This is a genomic window from Pseudomonas sp. BN417, from assembly GCF_029871205.1.
Taxonomy (GTDB): Bacteria; Pseudomonadota; Gammaproteobacteria; order Pseudomonadales; family Pseudomonadaceae; genus Metapseudomonas.
The window spans coordinates 49571-67618 of the sequence record NZ_SSOJ01000140.1; the positions used below are offsets into that span (position 1 = coordinate 49571).

At 67.3% G+C, this 18048-nt stretch carries 11 protein-coding genes; 4 read left to right on the top strand and 7 right to left on the bottom strand.

Annotation, left to right across the window (positions count from 1 at the left end):
* Positions 1-13: 13 nt before the first annotated feature.
* Both E8F11_RS19490 and E8F11_RS19495 read right to left on the bottom strand, forming a co-directional pair.
* Positions 14-3106, bottom strand: a complete 3093-nt coding sequence (locus E8F11_RS19490) for an MdtB/MuxB family multidrug efflux RND transporter permease subunit (RefSeq protein WP_280290503.1) — start codon at positions 3104-3106, stop codon at positions 14-16.
* Entirely contained in the window at positions 3103-4371 is a 1269-nt protein-coding gene (locus tag E8F11_RS19495; protein WP_280290504.1) for an MdtA/MuxA family multidrug efflux RND transporter periplasmic adaptor subunit, read from the bottom strand. The genes E8F11_RS19490 and E8F11_RS19495 overlap by 4 nt, the downstream gene beginning before the upstream one ends.
* 169 nt (positions 4372-4540) lie before the next feature.
* On the opposite strand from E8F11_RS19495, the gene E8F11_RS19500 reads away from it, so the two are divergent.
* Together E8F11_RS19500 and E8F11_RS19505 are read left to right on the top strand one after the other, a co-directional pair.
* Positions 4541-5974: a TldD/PmbA family protein gene (locus tag E8F11_RS19500; protein WP_280290505.1), complete on the top strand. Its 1434-nt coding sequence runs from the start codon at positions 4541-4543 to the stop codon at positions 5972-5974.
* Positions 5974-7302, top strand: coding sequence for a TldD/PmbA family protein (locus tag E8F11_RS19505; RefSeq protein WP_280290506.1), 1329 nt, complete (start codon positions 5974-5976; stop codon positions 7300-7302). The genes E8F11_RS19500 and E8F11_RS19505 overlap by 1 nt, the downstream gene beginning before the upstream one ends.
* Before the next feature lie 154 nt (positions 7303-7456).
* Here E8F11_RS19505 and tpx read toward each other — a convergent pair whose 3' ends face one another.
* From tpx to E8F11_RS19525, 4 genes are all read right to left on the bottom strand, one after another.
* Positions 7457-7954 (bottom strand): thiol peroxidase, encoded by a 498-nt coding sequence (gene tpx, locus E8F11_RS19510; RefSeq protein ID WP_280290507.1) that lies wholly within the window; start codon positions 7952-7954, stop codon positions 7457-7459.
* A gap of 272 nt (positions 7955-8226) precedes the next feature.
* Positions 8227-11805 carry a translocation/assembly module TamB domain-containing protein gene (locus tag E8F11_RS19515; protein ID WP_280290579.1) on the bottom strand — a complete coding sequence of 1193 codons (3579 nt, stop codon included), beginning with the start codon at positions 11803-11805 and terminating at the stop codon, positions 8227-8229.
* Between the two features lie 62 nt (positions 11806-11867).
* Positions 11868-13598 (bottom strand): autotransporter assembly complex family protein, encoded by a 1731-nt coding sequence (locus E8F11_RS19520; protein WP_280290508.1) that lies wholly within the window; start codon positions 13596-13598, stop codon positions 11868-11870.
* Positions 13599-13646: 48 nt separating this feature from the next.
* The gene (locus E8F11_RS19525) at positions 13647-14300 is read right to left on the bottom strand and encodes a GNAT family N-acetyltransferase (protein WP_280290509.1); all 654 of its coding nucleotides are present in this window, start codon (positions 14298-14300) and stop codon (positions 13647-13649) included.
* 132 nt (positions 14301-14432) lie between these two features.
* Between E8F11_RS19525 and xthA the strand changes: the two genes are divergently transcribed.
* On the top strand, positions 14433-15245 hold the full coding sequence (gene xthA / locus E8F11_RS19530) for an exodeoxyribonuclease III (protein WP_280290510.1): 813 nt from the start codon (positions 14433-14435) through the stop codon (positions 15243-15245).
* Positions 15246-16054: 809 nt separating this feature from the next.
* Here xthA and E8F11_RS19535 read toward each other — a convergent pair.
* Entirely contained in the window at positions 16055-16384 is a 330-nt protein-coding gene (locus E8F11_RS19535; protein ID WP_280290511.1) for a YegP family protein, read from the bottom strand.
* 277 nt (positions 16385-16661) lie between these two features.
* Here E8F11_RS19535 and E8F11_RS19540 point away from each other — a divergent pair, with 277 nt between their 5' ends.
* On the top strand, positions 16662-18029 hold the full coding sequence (locus tag E8F11_RS19540; protein WP_280290512.1) for a phosphate ABC transporter substrate-binding/OmpA family protein: 1368 nt from the start codon (positions 16662-16664) through the stop codon (positions 18027-18029).
* The last annotated feature ends 19 nt before the right edge of the window (positions 18030-18048 follow it).

Genomic DNA, 18048 nt, shown 5'->3' on the forward strand with positions numbered 1-18048 from the left:
GAGCAAAGGCGGTTCATACCGCCACCCCCGCCGCGCTGCGGCCGGTGAAGCGACGGGCCAGGCGGTCGAAGGCCAGGTAGATCACCGGCGTCGTGAACAGGGTCAGCACCTGGGACAGCAGCAGCCCGCCGACCATCACCAGGCCCAGGGGCTGGCGCAGTTCGGCGCCGGAGCCGGTGGCGAGCATCAGCGGGATGGCGCCGAACAGGGCCGCCAGGGTGGTCATCAGGATCGGCCGGAAGCGCAGCAGCGCCGCCTGGTAGATCGCCGCCTCCGGGGGCATCCCCTGGTTGCGCTCCGCCTCCAGGGCGAAGTCGATCATCATGATCGCGTTCTTCTTGACGATGCCGATCAAGAGGATGATGCCGATGATGGCGATCAGGCCCAGGTCGTTGCCCGTCAGCAGCAGCGCCAGCAAGGCGCCGACGCCGGCCGACGGCAGCGTCGAGAGAATGGTCACCGGGTGGATGTAGCTCTCGTAGAGCACGCCGAGGACGATGTACATGGTCACCACGGCGGCCAGGATCAGCAGCAGGGTGCTGGACAGCGACGCCTGGAAGGCCGCCGCCGCGCCCTGGAAGCGGGTCTGGATGCCTTCCGGCATGCCGATCTCCTGCTGCACCCGCTCGATCACCGCCACCGCCTCGCCCAGGGCGACGCCGGGGGCCAGGTTGAAAGACAGGGTCACCGCCGGGAACTGGCCGATATGGTTGATCGCCAGTTGCGCCTGGCGCTCCTCCACCTTGGCCAGGGCCGAGAGCGGCACCTGGGTGCCGGCGCTGGTGGCGACGTGGATCTGTTGCAGCGCCTGCGGGCCGATGCGCTCGCCGGCGGCGGATTCCAGCACCACGCGGTACTGGCTGGCCTGGGTGAAGATGGTGGAGATCTGCCGCTGGCCAAAGGCGTCGTAGAGCGCGTCGGTGATGGCGGATATTTCCACGCCCAGGCGCCCGGCCATGTCGCGGTCGATGTTGAGGTAGACCTGCAGGCCCTTGTCCTGCAGGTCGCTGGCCACGTCCGAGAGCTCCGGCTGCTGGCGCAGGGCGTCCACCAGCTTGCCGGTCCACTCGTTGAGCAGCTCGGCGTCAGGCGACTCCATGCTGAACTGGAACTGGGTGCGGCTGACCCGGTCTTCGATGGTCAGGTCCTGCACCGGCTGCAGGTAAAGACGGATGTCGCTCTGCCGGTCCAGCTCGGGCTGCAGGCGCTGGATCACCTCGCTGGCGGTAACGTCGCGTTCGCCGTGGGGCTTGAGGTTGATCAGCATGCGCCCGCTGTTGAGGGTGACGTTGTCGCCGTCCACCCCTATGTAGGAGGTCAGGCTGGCCACCGCCGGGTCCTTGAGGATGAGCGCGGCGACCTTCTGCTGGCGCTCGCTCATGGAGCGGAAGGACACCGATTGCGGCGCCTCGGTGATGCCCTGGATAACGCCGGTGTCCTGCACCGGGAAGAAGCCCTTGGGCACGGCCAGGTAAAGCACAACGGTGAGTGCCAGGGTGCCGACGGCCACCAGCAGGGTCAGCCCCTGGTGCCTGAGCACCCAGGTCAGGCCGCGGCCGTACTGGGCGATCATGCCGTCGATGAAATCGCCGCTGGCCTTGTAGAAGCCGCCCTCCTCGCCCGATGTTTCGCGCTTGAGCAGCCGGGCGCACATCATTGGCGTCAGGGTCAGGGACACCACCAGCGAAATCAGGATGGCCACCGCCAGGGTGATGGCGAACTCGCGGAACAGCCGGCCCACCACATCGGCCATGAACAGCAGCGGGATCAGCACGGCGATCAGCGAGAAGGTCAGCGAGATCAGGGTGAAGCCGATCTGCCGGGCACCCTTGAGTGCAGCCTCCAGCGGTGTCGCGCCCTCCTCCAGGTGGCGGGCGATGTTCTCCAGCATGACGATGGCATCGTCCACCACGAAGCCGGTGGCGATGGTCAGGGCCATCAGGGTCAGGTTGTTGATGGAGAAGCCGGCCAGGTACATCACCGCGAAGGTGCCCACCAGGGACAGCGGCACGGCGATGGAGGGAATGATGGTGGCGCTCATCCTCCGCAGGAACAGGAAGGTCACCATCACCACCAGGGCAACGGCGAGGAACAGCTCGTGCCGCACGTCGGTGATGGCCGCGCGGATGGTCTGGGTGCGGTCGGTGAGCACCACCACGTCCAGGCCCGCCGGCAGGTTGGCGGTCATCGCCGGCAGCAGCGCCTGGATGCGGTCCACCACCTCGATCACGTTGGCGCCGGGCTGGCGCTGGATGTTCAGCAGCACCGCCTCGTTCTGGTTGGCCCAGGCGGCCAGGCGTTCGTTCTCGGCACCGTCGACGATCTCGGCCACGTCCTTCAGGCGCAGGGCCGCACCATTCTGGTAGGCGAGGATGAGGTTGGCGTACTCCTCGGCGGACTTCAGCTGGTCGTTGGCATCCAGCATGGAGACGCGGGTCGGGCCGTCGAAGTTGCCCTTGGGCTGGTTGACGTTGGACGCGCCCACCAGGCTGCGCACGTCCGACAGGTTCAGGCCATTGGCCGCCAGGGCCTCGGGATTGACGCGGATGCGCACGGCCTGGCGCTGGCCGCCGGCGATGCTGACCATGCCGACGCCATTGATCTGCGCCAGCTTCTGCGCCATGCGGGTGTCCACCAGCGTATGCAGCTTGGGCAGCGGCATGGTCTTCGAACTGATGGCCAGGGTCAGCACCGGGGTGTCCGCCGGGTTGACCTTGTTGTAGACCGGCGGCGCTGGCAGGTCGTTGGGCAACAGGTTGGTAGCCGCGTTGATGGCTGCCTGCACCTCCTGCTCGGCCACGTCCAGTTTCACTTCCAGGCTGAAGCGCAAGGTGATGACCGAGGCACCGCCAGAGCTGGTGGACGACATCTGGGTCAGGCCCGGCATCTGCCCGAACTGGCGCTCCAGGGGCGCGGTGACGGCGCTGGTCATCACGTCCGGGCTGGCACCCGGATAGAGGGTCAGGACGCGGATGGTCGGGTAGTCCACTTCCGGCAGCGCGGAAACCGGCAGCAGGCGGTAGGCGATCAGGCCGGCGAGGAGGATCGCCAGCATGCTCAGGGTGGTGGCGACCGGCCGCAGGATAAACAGGCGGGAGAGGTTCATACGCCGCCTTTCGCGTCCTGGCCTTCAGGCTTGGCGCCCTGCAACTGCTCGGTGGGCTGGACGGGCACTTCGTCGCTGTCGTGCACCACTTCCACCTCGCTGCCGTCGCGCAGGCGGTCGGTACCTTCCAGCACCACCCGCTCGCCCGGTTGCAGGCCGCTCCTGACCACAGTGTGCTCGCCGTCGTCCGGACCGGTCTCCAGCTTGCGCACCTTGACCTTCTTCTCGCCATCCATCACGTAGGCGAAGGTGCCCTGGCTGCCGAACTGCACGGCGGCCGAGGGGATGAGCACGGCTTTGGGCAGCAGCTCGGCGCGCAGGCGGATATTGACGAACTGGTTGGGGAAGAGGATTTCGTCCTCGTTGGCGAATCGAGCCTTCAGCTTGAGGGTGCCGGTGGTGGTGTCGATCTGGTTGTCCAGGCTCTGCAACACGCCTTCGGCCTGCAGGCGCTTGTCGTCGCGGTCCCAGGCCTCGACCACCAGCGGCTGGCCGGCGCGGAAGCGGCTGACCACCGCGGGCAGCTGGCCCTCGGGCAGGGTGAAGGCGACGCTGATGGGTTTGGTCTGGGTAATGACCACCAGTGGCGTGGTATCGCCGCTGCTGACCAGGTTGCCCAGGTCCACCTGGCGCAGGCCGAGGCGGCCGGCGATCGGCGCGCGCACCTGGGTGAAGCCGAGGTTGAGCCTGGCTTCGGCCACCGCCGCCTCATCGGACTTGAGGGTGCCGCGGTACTGGTTCACCAGCGCTTCCTGGGTGTCCAGGGTCTGCTTGGCGATGCTGTCCTCGGCATACAGGCCGCGATAGCGCGCCAGGTCGATCTCGGCGTTCTTCAGCTGGGCGCGGTTCTGCGCCAGCGTGCCTTCAGCCTGCTGCAGGGCCACCTGGTAGGGACGCGGGTCGATCACCGCCAGCAGGTCACCGGCCTTGACCTGCTGGCCTTCTTCGAACTGCAGCTTGACCAGCTCGCCGTCGACGCGGCCACGCACGTTCACCGTGTTCAACGCGGTGACGGTGCCGAGGGCCTTGAGGTAGACCGGGAAGTCGCCCTGGGTGATGGTGGCTACGCGCACCGGGACGGGACCCGAGAAGGCGCCGAAGCCCGGACGGCCCGGCCCTCCCCTGCCGCCCTGCTGGTTGGCCTTGGCGGCGGTTTCCGGCCAGAACCACCAGATCAGCGCCAGCAGCGCGAGCAAGGTGAAGGCAATGGTCAGCCAGTGACGGAGGGAACGGGAAAGCGGGGTCTTCTCAGTTTTCGGGGACATGATCGAGGTCGAGCTATGCGAGAGCGTGAACGATAAGCAGTTGAAAGCAGAAGGCAAAGCCAATTTACCGGCTATTTACCTAGCGCTTACGCCGCTGGCTAGACTAGTGGCGTGCCGACCGCCGCCTTGGCCTGGCACGCAGTGAATTCACAGGTACTGGGAGAGTTCCGTGTTCGAAGGTATCCGGCAGCGTTTCGCCGCCCTCACCACCCGCGCCGAGTTCCACTCGTTGCGCGTTGTCCGCCAGACCGCGGAGCAGACCCTGCTGCGCCGCGGCGTCGCCGAGCCGCCGTTCCTCACCCGCGACCTGGGCGCCATGCTCAGTGTGCGCCTGGCCGGCGTCGAAGCCTATGCCGCCACCGCCGACCTCAGCCCGGCCGGCCTGCAGCGGGCGCTGGACAAGGCCGAGGAACTGGCCCGGCGCATCGCCCGCCATGCCCTGGTGGAGCAGAGCCGCCTGGAGCCGCCACGAGATGGCGCGCGCTACCAGTCGCCGGGGCTGGATGCGCCCTTCCCCGGCCTCGCCGAACGCTTCGACCTGCTGGCGGAGGAGTCCGCGCGCATTCCCACCGACCCGCGCCTGGTCAACTGGAGCCTCTACCTGGACTGCCAGCGCTTCGAGCAGCTCTACCTCAACAGCGCCGGCGCCGAGCAATGGCAGGACCTGCGCTTCACCTATCCCGGCATCAGCGTCACCGCCTTCGACGGCAACGACAGCCAGACCCGCAGCTTCGGCGGCTACGGCAGCGGCCAGCAGGGCGGCGGCGAAGTGCTGCAGCGTCTGGGCTTCCAGGGCGCCGCCGCGCGGGTGGCCGACGAGGCGTTGCAGCTGCTGCTGGCGCCCAACACCCCGAGCGGCACCACTGACCTGCTGCTGATGCCGGACCAGATGATGCTGCAGATCCACGAATCCATCGGCCATCCGCTGGAGCTGGACCGCATCCTCGGCGACGAACGCAACTACGCAGGCACCAGCTTCATCGATCTGGCGGACTTCGGTCGCTATCAATACGGCTCGGAGCTTCTCAACATCAGCTTCGACCCCGGCATCGCCGAAGAGTTGGCCAGCTACAGCCACGATGACGACGGCATGCCGGCACGCAAGGAAATGCTGATCCAGGGCGGCCTGCTGCTGCGGCCGCTGGGCGGCGCCCTGTCGCAGTTGCGTAGCGGCCTGCCGGGGGTGGCCAACAGCCGCGCCAGCAGCTGGAACCGCGCCCCCATCGACCGCATGGCCAACCTCAACCTGGAACCGGGCGACCAGACCCTGGCGCAGCTGATCGGCGGCATCGAGCGCGGCGTGCTGATGAGCACCAACAGGTCCTGGTCCATCGACGATGCGCGCAACAAGTTCCAGTTCGGCTGCGAATGGGGCCGGCTGATCGAGGACGGCGAACTCCGGGGTGTGGTGAAGAACCCCAACTACCGGGGCGTTTCCGCGCACTTCTGGCGCAGCCTCGCCGCCGTGGGCGACGCCAGCACCCTCGAAGTCCACGGGACGCCCTTCTGCGGCAAGGGTGAGCCCAACCAGGTGGTACGCGTGGGCCATGCCTCGCCGGCATGCGTCTTCAGACAAGTGGAAGTCTTTGGAGGAGCCCAGTGATGGCCGACGCAGAATCCCGCTTCACCGCCCTCGCCGAGAGCCTCGGCGCCAGCCTGCAGCCGGGCGAGGACTTCAGCCTCTGGTACAGCGCCGAGGAGTCCGAGTTCATCCGCCTCAATCGTGCCCAGGTGCGCCAGGCAGGCCATGTCAGCCAGGCCACCGGCCGCTTGCGGCTGATTCGCGACGAGCGCAGCGCGGAGATCGCCATCACCCTCTCCGGCGACCTCGACTGCGACCGCCGGAACCTGGCCGAAGGCCTGGTGCAACTGCGCCTGGTCGTCGGCCAGATTCCCCCCGACCCTTACCTGCAGCTGGAGCGCTCGGCCTGGCACCGGCGCTCGGTGGACGAGGCCGCCCTGCCCGACTGCGCCACGGTGCTGGCGGAAATTGATGCCGCGGCAGCTGGCCTCGATCTCGTCGGCATCTACGCCGCCGGCCCGCTCTACCGCGGCTTTGCCAACAGCTTCGGCGCCTTCGGCTGGCACGCCGCGCACTGCTTCAATTTCGACTGGAGCCTGTTCCACGCCAATCACCAGGCGGTGAAGGCCGACTATGCCGGCGCCCGCTGGGACGCCACCGAGTTCGCCCGCCGCTTTGCCGGCGCCCGTCAGCAGCTGGAACACCTGGGCAAGCCGCTGCGCCACCTGCACCCCGGCGACTACCGCGCCTACCTGGCGCCGGCGGCCCTCGACGAAATCCTCGGCATGCTCTCCTGGACCGGCTTCTCCGCCCGAGCCCTGGCCGACAAGGAGAGCCCGCTGCAGCGCCTGCAGGACGGCAGCGCCCAATTCAGCCCGCTGCTCAACCTGGACGAACAGGTGGCCGGCGCCCTGGCCCCGGCCTTCGGCCCGGAAGGCGCGCCGCGCAGTGATGTGGCCCTGGTCCGCGACGGCCGCCTGACGGGCCAGCTGGTCTACCCGCGCAGCGCCCGCGAATACGGCCTGGAGGCCAATTGCGCCGATGCCAATGAAGCGACCCAGTCCCTGGTCATGGGCTCCGGCACCCTGCCCCTGGACGCCGTGCTGGAGCGCCTGGGCACCGGCCTCTATATCGGCAACCTCTGGTACCTGAACTGGTCCGACCTGCCCGCCGCACGCATGACCGGCATGACCCGCTTCGCCACCTTCTGGGTGGAGGACGGCCAGATCCAGGCGCCGGTGGACACCATGCGCTTCGACGACAGCCTCTACAGCGTCCTCGGCGACCAGCTGGAAGCCCTGACCCAGGAGCGCCAGCTGCGCCTGTCCAGCAGCACCTACGGCGAGCGCCAGACCTGGTCGGCGCTGCTGCCCGGCGCCCTGACCGGAAGGTTGAAGCTGACCCTGTAGGTTGGGCTGAGCTCGGCGAAGCCCAACGCAACGGAGCACCGGCGGAACACGAACGTTGGGCCGCGCTGCGCTTGGCCACAACCTACGGGGAATCCGGGTGCGACGGGCACAAAAAAGGGAGGCCACTGGCCTCCCTTCTTCATCACGCCATCCCTTACAGGGCGGCGACGGCCGCTGCGTAGTCAGGCTCGTTGGCGATCTCGGCCACCAGCTCGCTGTGCAGCACCTTGTCGTTCTCGTCCAGCACCACCACGGCGCGGGCGGCGACGCCGGCCAGCGGGCCGTTGGCGATGGCTACGCCGTAGTCCTTGAGGAAGGAGGCGCCGCGCATGGTGGACAGGTTCACCACGTTGTCCAGGCCTTCGGCGCCACAGAAGCGCTTCTGGGCAAACGGCAGGTCGGCGGAGATGCACAGCACCACAGTGTTGGGCAGCTTGCTGGCTTCGACGTTGAACTTGCGCACGGAGGTGGCGCAGGTCGGGGTGTCGATGCTCGGGAAGATGTTGAGTACTTTGCGCTTGCCGCTCAGGCTGGCCAGGGTCACGTCGGACAGATCACCGCCGACCAGGCTGAAGGCCGGCGCTTGCTGGCCTTTCTGCGGGAGCTGGCCGTCGACGTTGATCGGGTTGCCCTTGAGGGTTACTTGAGCCATTGCATGGGTCCTTGTTTCAGGTGGTGTTGTAGTAAAGCGCCGAGTTAATCACGGGTCGAGGAAATTGTCCTGACTTTCGAGTCAGCCAACGCCTGCAAGACCGCCAGGATGCTAGTCCATTCGCCCGAGATGGCACAGTTACCTTGTGGGGGCGAATTCATTCGCTGAGGGCAGCGCAGCTGCCCCGTCCATCTGTTGGCAGGCCTTCGGCCTGCTTAGCGAATGAATTCGCCCCCACAGGAAAGGCCCCCATGGAAAATCCTATCCACTCCCTAGAAATCCCGCTTGTAGAACAGGTCCAGGGAGCTGGCCAGGCCGCTGGCGGCTTCCAGGTAGAGGCGCTTGGTCAGCTCGTAGCGCAGGGCCACGACGCTGGTGGGCTCGAGCACGCCGAGGCCGTAGCGGATGCTCAGGCGCTCGGTGATCTGCCCGGTGGCGCCACCGTCGTCCAGTTGCAGGTCCTTGAGGCCGAGGCGCTGGGCCAGTTCGCTGGCCACCGACGCGCTGCCCGACAGGCCCATGGCCAGGGCCGCCTGGCCCACGGCGTTGCCATCGCCGCTGCTGTTCAGCGGGCGGCCGAGGATGAGGTACGACAGCGCCTGCTCCTGGCTCATGGCCGGGTTGGAAAAGACCTCGGTGGTGGGCTCATCGGCGCGGCCATTGAGGCGCAGGCCGGCGGTGACGTCGCCGACGGTGCGGATCGCTTCCACGTCCAGGTAGGGCTGTTCCAGGGGCCCGGCGAACAGCAGTCGCGCGCGGCGCAGGTCGAGGCGCTGGCCATAGGCGCGGTAGCGGCCGTTCTTCAGCACCAGTTCGCCCCGCCCCGTGAGGTTATCGCCGACCTTGAGGTGGCCCTGGAGGTCCGCCGTCAGGCCGAAGCCGGAGAACTGCAGGCGGTCCTGGCCCACTTCGACGTCCACATCCATGGCCATCTGCAGCGGCTGCTGTTCGGCGTCCTGTTCACCCACTACGCGGGCGTCCGGCGATACCTTGACCGCCTGGGGCGGCAGTTCGCGGATCTTGATCTTGCCGCGGGGCACCAGGACCTTGCCGGTCACCGCCAGACGCTCGCCGGCCAGGCCGATGCGCAGGTCCGGTTCCACTTCCAGGTTGGCGTAGGGCTCCACCACCACCGGCAGGCGCGAACCGCGCAGAGCCAGGTCGAGGTCGAGGCCGCGAGCCCAGGCCAGGCTGCCGGACAGGTTGCCTTGCCCCTGCTCGCCGCTGCGCCACTGGCCGCTCAGCTCCAGGCTTTCGCCGGCGATGCGCGCATCGAGGCCGAGGGCCTCGAAACTCATCGGCAGCTCACCGCCGCCGATGCGGCCGTCGCTCAGCTTCAGGTTGCCCAGCACATAGGGCGCAAGCAGCGTGCCGCCCAGGCTGCCGGCGCCCTGCAGGCGACCTTCCAGCTGTTCCACCTTGGGCACGAAAGGCCGCAGCACGGCGAGGTCCAGGCCGTCCAGACGGAACTGCCCGGAAAGCGGCTTCTGCGCCGGGCGCGGGTCGATCCGCGCGTCCATCTGCAGTTGACCCAGCCCCTGCCCCTGGAAGCTCAACTGGCTGTCGATACGTTGTGGACGCAGGGTGCTGTCCAGCAGCAGGCGCTGGTAGGGGAAATCGACCCAGCGGTCCTCTTCCTTCAGGCGCAATACGCCGCTGCCAGCGTCCAGGGTGATCTGGCCGTTGGGCCCGCTGGCGGGCAGGTCGAGCTTGAGGTCGGCATTGAGTTCGCCCTGCCAGGCGAAATCCTCCGGCAGCCAGCGCGCCAGGCTGGCCAGGGGGAAGTCGCGCAGGCGGTAGTCCAGCTTGGGTTCCGGCATCAGGCGCTGCTCGCCGCCACAGAGGCTGGCAGGCCCGGAACGCCAGCAGTGGGCGCCGAAGTTCAGCTTGCCGTCGGCCAGGCGCTCCAGCCGCGCCGGGGCTTCAAGGTGCCAGTCCTGGCCGCCGGCCTGGACCTCCCCGCGGGCAAGGCGGCCGCGCCAGTTCGCAGCGTCGAGCTTGCCGTCGACGGCCAGCAGCAGGTCCAGCATCGGTCCCTTGAGATTGAGCTCCAGCTGCTGGCGCACCCGGTCGCCGGAACCATCAGCGGTGAGGGTGCCGAATTCGTTGTCGCCGGAGGCCAGGCCGTCCACCTGCAGTTGCACGCGGCCCCGCTGGGCGGCGTCCAGCCGGGCGTCCAGCTTCAGGCTGGTCAGGCGATTATCGGCCTGTCCCAGGCGTTCGCCGGTCAGCACCAGGGTGCCTTGCGGGGCTTGCAGGGTGCCGGCCAAGTCGAGACGGCCCTGAACCCTGCCGAAGAGTTTCGGCCAGAGCTGGCCAAGGCGGTTCAGGGCCAGGTCCAGATGGCCGCTGAGCTTCTGGTCCAGTTGGCCCCGGCCTTCCACCTTGTTGTCGCCCAGGCGCACCTGCAGGGCGTTCAGCATCCAGCGTTCTCCTGCGCCCTGGGCCTTGGCCTGGAGCAACGCCGGCTGACCACGCAGCTGGCCCTTGAGGTCGAGGTCGGCATCAAGCTCCAAGCGCTGCTCGCGCCAGGCACCCTTCGATCGCAACTGGCCGGCCAGCTTGCCCGGCAGCTCCGCCAGCCAGTAGGACGGGTCCAGTTCGCTCAGGGCCAGCTGGCTATCCCAGCCGACGCCATTGGCGAAGTCGATCTTCACCTGGCCCTGGGCCCTGCCCTGCCCTGCCTTGAGCTGCAGGTCAGCGAGGGTGACGCTGGTCAGGTCGCCGGCCACCGGGCTGCCCAGGTTGAAGTCGCCGGCCGGCCCCTTGAGGCTGGCGTCGAACTTGCCGTCGTAGCGGGATTCGGCGTAGCGGACTTCGGCATCCAACTGGTGCAACTCCACCGGTGGTGGTTGCTCCTGGGGGAACAGCCGCTGCCAGGGGAAGTCGCGCCATTGCAGGCGGCTGTCGATGGCCAGGGCCTGCTGCCAATCGACGCGGCCTTGCAGCGCCAGGCTCTGCACCGGCTCGCCGGTCAGGCGGAGTTGTTGGATGTCCGCGCCCCTGGCGTCGACCCGGCCGGCGAGGTCCAGGGCTATGGCCCCCCCCTCGCCCGGCAGCGCGGCCTTGCCCTGCACGGCATAGCCGTCCTTCAGGTCGCCCTTGGCGGTCAACTCCACCTGGTTGAGGGTCAGGGTATCCGGCAGGTCGGCACTGGCCTTGAAGCCATCGGCGCGCAAGCGGGCGCTGGCCGGGAGGTTTTCCGTCAGCGGGCGCAGCTCGCCATCCAGGTGCCCGGCGAGATAGCCGCTGCTGTCGGCCTGGAGCTTGAGCACGCCCTGCAGGTCGCCATTCGCCTTGAGTGCCAGCTTCCATGGCACGTCTCCCGGTGCGGGCAGCTGCAGACTGCCCTGCAGGGCCAGGGGCCAGCCACCTTCGGGGCGCAGGGAGCCTTGCAGCTCCAGGGCCAGGCTGTCGCGACGCAGGCTCAGGCGCTCCAGTTGCAGGCCGTCGGCTTGCCAGTGCGCCACCAGTTCAAGCTGCTGCAGCTGGTCGTTGCCATCGAGGAGGAAGCGGCCGATGCGCACCTTCCCCAGCTCTATGGCCAAGGGCAAGCGCAGCTCGGGCAGGCTGATGGGCCCGCCATCCTCCTCGGCTTCTGACGGTGGTAGGTCGAGCCGGATGCTGTCGCTGGCCAGTTCATCAATGCACAGGGTGCGGCGCAGCAGGCAGGCGGGCGACCACTCCAGCAGCGGTGCGTCCAGCTCCAGGCGGGTGCCGTCCTGCTGCCAGGCCAGGCGTTCGGCGCTCCAGCGGCCGCCGAGCTGGCCGGCGAAGCCTTCCACTTCCAGCCCCGGGACCCGACCCAGCAGCCAGCGCCCGCCAGCCTCGCTGAACAGCAGGATGGCCATCAGCGCCAGCAGGCCGACGAGGGCGATGGCCAGGCCCGAGAGGCCGAACCTCAGCACGCGCCTCACAGTTCAGGCCCCATGGAGAAGTGGATGCGGTAGCCACCTGGATCGTCCAGGGCCTTGGCCAGGTCGAGGCGGATCGGCCCCACCGGGGAGACCCAGCGCACGCCGAAGCCGGCACCGGTCTTCATCGCCGCATTGAGCGAATCCATGGCGTTCCCGCGGTCGACGAAGGCGGCCATGCGCCATTTGTCGGTGATCGGATACTGGTACTCGGCGCTGCCCACCAGGAGATAGCGGCCGCCCACTTTCTTGCCGTTGCTGTCTTCCGGCGACAGGGTCTGGTAATCGTAGCCGCGCACGCTCTGGTCGCCGCCGGCGAAGAAGCGCAGCGACGGCGGGATGGCATCGAAATCGGTGGTGGCGATGCCGCCGGCCTGGGCGCGACCCAGCAGGCGGTGGCCGCCGGGCAAGGTGTAGAGGCCCTTGGCCAGGGCGCTGGCGTAGGTGAAGTCGGCATCGGAAAGGATGCCTTCCTTGGCGCCGCGCACGTCGAACAGCAGGGAATAGCCGCGGTTCGGGTCGAGCTTGCTATCGCTGCGGGTCACGCCATAACTGATGCCGGGAATCAGGAAGCTGCTGCGACCATCGTCGCTACCGTCGCCGAAATCGAAGGTCTCCTGCTCCCAACGCAGGGACACGATCCGCTGCCAGTCGCTGGGTAACTTGGACTGCCACTGGCCGCCCAGAGTGAAGCGGCGACTCTCGACGTCCACCAGGTTCTCGCGCTGAAGGCCGGTGGTGAAACGCAGGCTGTCGGTGAGCGGCGGATCGAGGGGAATCTCGTACCAGGCGCCGACGTTCTGCCGCACCGGAGACACCTCGGTCTCGGCGCCGAGGCGATGGCCCTGGGGGTTGATCCAGTGACGCGTCCAGTTGGCCCGCGCGCGCGGGCCGACGTCGGTGGAGAAACCGATGCCCAGGCCCACGGTGCTCGGCTTGACCGCCGCCAGCCGGACCTTCACCGGTATCAGCGGGCCCGCGCCCTTCACCGGGCTGGCGTCCACCCGCACTTCGTCGAAGTAGCCGCTGGCCTGGAGATTCTGGCTCAGTTTGGCGACCTGGTCGGAGTCGTATGGAGTGTTGGCCGGGAAAGGCACCAGGCGCGCCAGCAGGTCCGGGTCGAATGGCGTGTCGCCATCAAAGCTGACCGCGCCCAGGCGGTAGCGCTGGCCGCTGTCATAGACCAACTCGATATCGGCGACGCCGGCGCGCGGGTCGACATCCAGGCGCTGGCGGGTGAAACGGCCGTCGAAGTAGCCGTAGCGCAGCGCCTGGTTCTGGATCAGTTTCTTGGCGTCCTCGTAGGCGCCGTGATTGAGCTGGGCGCCGGGTTTCAGCGCCTTGCTCTCGGGCACGCGGAACGCCTTGTGCGCGCTGGCCTCGCCGTCGATGCGCACCTGGACGTTGCGCAGCCGCACGGGTTCGCCGGGGACCACCAGCAGGTGCAGGGCCGGGTCCTTGCCACCCTCGACGCGGCTGTCGATCTCGGCCTGGTAGTAGCCCAGCGCCTGGGCGGCCAGGCGCGCCTGCTCCTCGGCGGCACGCCGAAAACGTCGCAGGGCCTCTTCGTTGCGATCGCCAACAGCGCCGATGTAGGCCTCGATATTGGCCTTCAGCGCCGCGTTGGCAGGGTCGACCTTCACATCCAGCGCGGACTTGGCCAGCGCCAGACTGCTAATGCAGAGCAGGGCCACCAGCAGCGGCCCGCGCAATCCTTGGCAGAATTTCATGCGCGGAATGCTACCACGGCAACCTGCCTCGTCCTTCGGAAATGCCTGTCAGCCGCTGGCTTGCATCACCGGCCGCGGGTTGGGATGGAAGAATACGTGCTCGACCACCGGCCCCAGCGCCACCTCCCCCACTTCCTCGTAACCCTGGCGCTTGTAGAAGTCGAGGTAGCGGACGTTGCCTGTATCCAGCACCACGCCTTGCGAGCCGTCGTCTTCGGCGCACCAGTTGTGCAGCGCTTCCAGCAGCTTCTCACCGAGGTGGCGGCCCTGGAACTCCGGGTGGACGCCCAGCAGTGGCAGCACGTGGTACGGGCCAGGCGGCAGGCAGGCGAGCACGGCGTCGTGGTAGTCGAGGTAGCGGCGGGTGCAGCGGAAGCCAGTGGTCAGCAGCATGCGCAGGCGCCAACCCCAGCTTTCGGTGATGTCCAGGCGGCGCTGCGGCGGGGCGATCAGGGCGATCCCCACCAGCCGCTCCTCGATCAGCAGGCCGATCGCCGGCAGTTCCTGGAAGAAATGCTGCTGCACCAGTTCGCGCACTGTGGCGCGCACCCGCTGTTCATAACCGGGGCGTTCGGCCTCGAACAGATAGGCGAAGGTGGGCTCGTGGCGGTACGCGTGGTACAGCAGGGAGCGGGCTTCGCGGCTATAACCGCCGTCCAGCAGGCGCACCTCGACCGGAGCGCTGGGGATGTAACCGGGCATTCGCGGCACCTCATTTGTTATGGGATTGTCGGGCCAAGAGGGAAATTAGCACCTGTTCCTCCACCCGGCCATGCGACTGGCCCGCCATGCGCCTATGGGCTAGCATCCGCTTTTTCCCAGGAAGGCTCAGCGATGAAGATCGTTTCTTTCAATATCAATGGCCTGCGGGCGCGTCCCCACCAGCTCGAAGCGCTGATCGCCAAGCACCAGCCGGACGTGATCGGCCTGCAGGAAACCAAGGTTTCCGACGACCAGTTCCCGGAAGCCGAAATTCGCCAGCTCGGCTACCACGTCCACTATCACGGGCAGAAAGGCCACTACGGCGTCGCCCTGCTCTCCCGCCAGGAGCCCCTGTCGCTGGTCAAGGGCCTCCCAGCTGACGACGAGGATTCCCAGCGCCGTTTCATCTACGGCACCTTCGCCGATGCCCAGGGCAACCCGGTGACCGTGATGAATGGTTACTTCCCCCAGGGCGAGAGCCGCGATCATCCGGTCAAGTTCCCGGCCAAGGAACGCTTCTATGCGGACCTGCAGGGGCTGCTGGAGAGTCAGTTCCAGCCGAGCCAACCACTGGTGGTGATGGGCGATATCAATATCTCGCCGGAGGACTGCGACATCGGCATTGGCGAAGAGAACCGCAAGCGCTGGCTGAAGACCGGCAAGTGCAGCTTCCTGCCGGAAGAACGCGAATGGCTGGCGCGCCTGAAGAGCTGGGGACTGGTGGACAGCTTCCGCCACCTCAACCCCGAGGTGAACGATCGCTTCAGCTGGTTCGACTACCGCAGCCGCGGCTTCGAGGACAATCCCAAGCGTGGCCTGCGCATCGACGTGATCCTGGCCACCAGCCCGCTGCAGGCGCGGATCAAGGATGCGGGGATCGACTACGACCTGCGCGGGATGGAAAAGCCGTCCGACCATGCGCCGATCTGGCTGGAGCTGGCGTGAAGCCGCTCTTGTAGGGTGGAGAGCGCTCTTTTGTCCACCGGCTCTGCCGTGCCGCACACCAATGGTGGATCGGTAAGGCGTGATCCACCCTACGCCCAGCGACGGGACCCGCCCATGAAAAGGCCCATCAACGATGGGCCTTTTTTATGGTTCATCACGGAATTCCGGGGACACAGCGGACGGGCGATCTTGTGTGGGCTTGTTGTTCAACGGCCCAGCTCATTGCCGAGTGGGCGGTGGCTTTCTGTTTCGCCCTCCCGGGCGAGTCCCTTTTCCAGTCGCCGGATGGCCGGCCCCGTGAAAAGGAACCAAAAAACTTGCCCCGGCATCCGGCCCCGGCTTCGCCGGGGTGACCAGCCTTCGGCTGTTACTGCGTTTCCCTCGCTCCATCGTTGCGCCGAGGGCCCGGCGTGAGGGGCCATCCCTGGCCCCACACGCCTCTCGCGGCATCCATGCCGCTCGTCCCTCTCTGCAACGATTCCGCTCGGCCTCCTGAAGGGGCGAAGTCGCCGCCCCACCCTGTTTGCTCAGTTTCAGGCCGCTGTTGGCTTCAGGACTGTTTGTGCCTCGCCAGCGCGCGCCCCCCCTCTCCCACCGGGGCGAAGAGGCACGCTGCCGGAAGCACCGCTTCCGGTGGCGATGAGCGACTGAGCGCGCAGCGCTCAGGCTGGGGCGCAGGGCGGGGGCCGGGGGTGAGGGAAATCCCCGGCAACACGTAGCCAAGAAAGGTGCATTAACCAATCTCGCCAATCCGCCGTAAACCCCACCCGTCCCCGGAAATCCGCGAAGAACCTTTTTTATTGCCTGACTCAGGCTTCCTTCACCTGTTGCGTCGCGCCGACCCGCATGATGGTCTCGATGGCCTTCTCCAGCGTCGACTCGGAGTCGTAGAGGTGGCTCCTGGCGATGACCTCCTTGTTGGCCGCACGCAGCTTGAAGTAGTTCTTGCCGCTCGAATCGATGCGCCTTGCATAGCGCTCCTCGTGCATGCAGTTCTCACGGAACAGGACCATGGCCTCCTCCGCTGCGCCGCGGTTTTCATAAACGCCGGTGTCCAGCAGGGTCTGCGCGTCGGCCGCTTTCAAACGCAGGCGCCAGGTGCCTGCAGTGTTCTTGCGCAGCTCGAACCAACTACTCATTCACAACACTCCTTCAAGGATTCAACGGAATGCGCACAAGCGCTGGCTGAAAGCACCACCGAGGGGATGCTTGCAGCAGCGGGCTACCCTACCCCGCCCCCGATTGCCTGGCTGTAGGACTTGGCTTATCGATCCGTAGGAGCGGCCAATCCACTTTCTGCGAAATTTCACAGCCGAAGCTCAAAGCCTCATGGCAGAGCCATTTCTGTCATATCTCCGTCACCCTGCTGACTTAATCTCGCGACTCCTTCCACCCCCTCGAACAAGGTGTCTACCCATGCCGCGCGCCATGACCGCCAGCGACAAGGATCTGTGGGGCCGTGCCCTCAGCATGTTGCTGCTCGGTTTCGTCTGCTATGCCTTCCCCTGGTCGGTATTCGCCGCCCAACCCACCACCGTCCTGCGCATCCAGGGCTCCAACACCATTGGCGCCAAGCTGGGGCCGGCGCTGGTCAAGGGGATGATGGAGGAGGAAGGCCTGCGCTCCATCCAGCAGACGCCGGGCGACCGGGAGAACGAAGTGCATATCCTCGGCCATGATGCCCAGGGCAATCAGGTGCAGGTTGAACTGGCGGCCCATGGCTCCTCCACCGGCTTCGCCGCACTCAAGGACGGCAGCGCCGAGCTGGCCGCCTCCTCGCGCCCGATCAAGGACGCCGAGTTCCAGGACCTGGCCAACTTCGGCGACCTGCGCAGCCAGTACGCCGAACAGGTGATCGCCATCGATGGCCTGGCCATCATCCAGCACCCGGCCAACCCCTTGCGAGCCCTGACCACGGCGCAGTTGGCCGCGGTTTTCGCCGGGGAGGTAAAGACCTGGGAAGAGCTCGGCGGCCAGGGTGGCGCCATCCACCTCTACGCCCGCGATGACCAGTCCGGCACCTACGACACCTTCAAGGAACTGGTGCTGACCCGCCAGGGCAAGAGCCTGGCCGCCGGTGCCCAGCGCTTCGAATCCAACGACAAGCTGTCCGCCGCCGTCAGCGCCGACCCGCAGGGCATCGGCTTCGTCGGCCTGGCCTCGATCAACCAGGCCCGCGCCCTTGCCATTGCCGACGGCGACTCCCAGGCCATGGCGCCCAGCGCGGACCTGATCGCCACCGAGGACTACCCGCTGTCGCGCCGACTCTTCCTCTATATCAAACCGGGCGAACAGAACCGCTGGGCCAAGGCACTGGTTCAGTTCGCCCAGGGCCCGCGTGGCCAGGCGATAGTCGGCCAGACTGGCTTCGTCGCCCAACAGGTGCAGGCGATCAAGGTCCAGGCGCAGCAGGACATGCCGCCGAGCTACCGCGAGCTGGCCGCCGGCGCCCAGCGCCTGTCGGTGAACTTCCGCTTCCAGGAAGGCAACGCCAACCTCGACAACAAGGCCCTGCGCGACGTGCAACGGGTGCTGGACTACCTCAAGCAGACCAGCAAGCTGGAGCGGAAAGTGGTGTTGGTGGGCTTCGGCGATCCCAAGGAAGACCCGCAGCGCGCCGCACTGTTGTCCAAGCTGCGCGCCATGGCGGTACGTCGCGAGCTGACCAGGGGCGGCGTGGTCCTGCGGGAAGTTACCGGCCTCGGCGATGAGCTGCCGGTGGCGGCCAACACGGCCGAGGAAGGGCGGATTCGCAACCGCCGGGTGGAGGTCTGGGTGTACTGAGCCACCCGCCCTCTCGCAT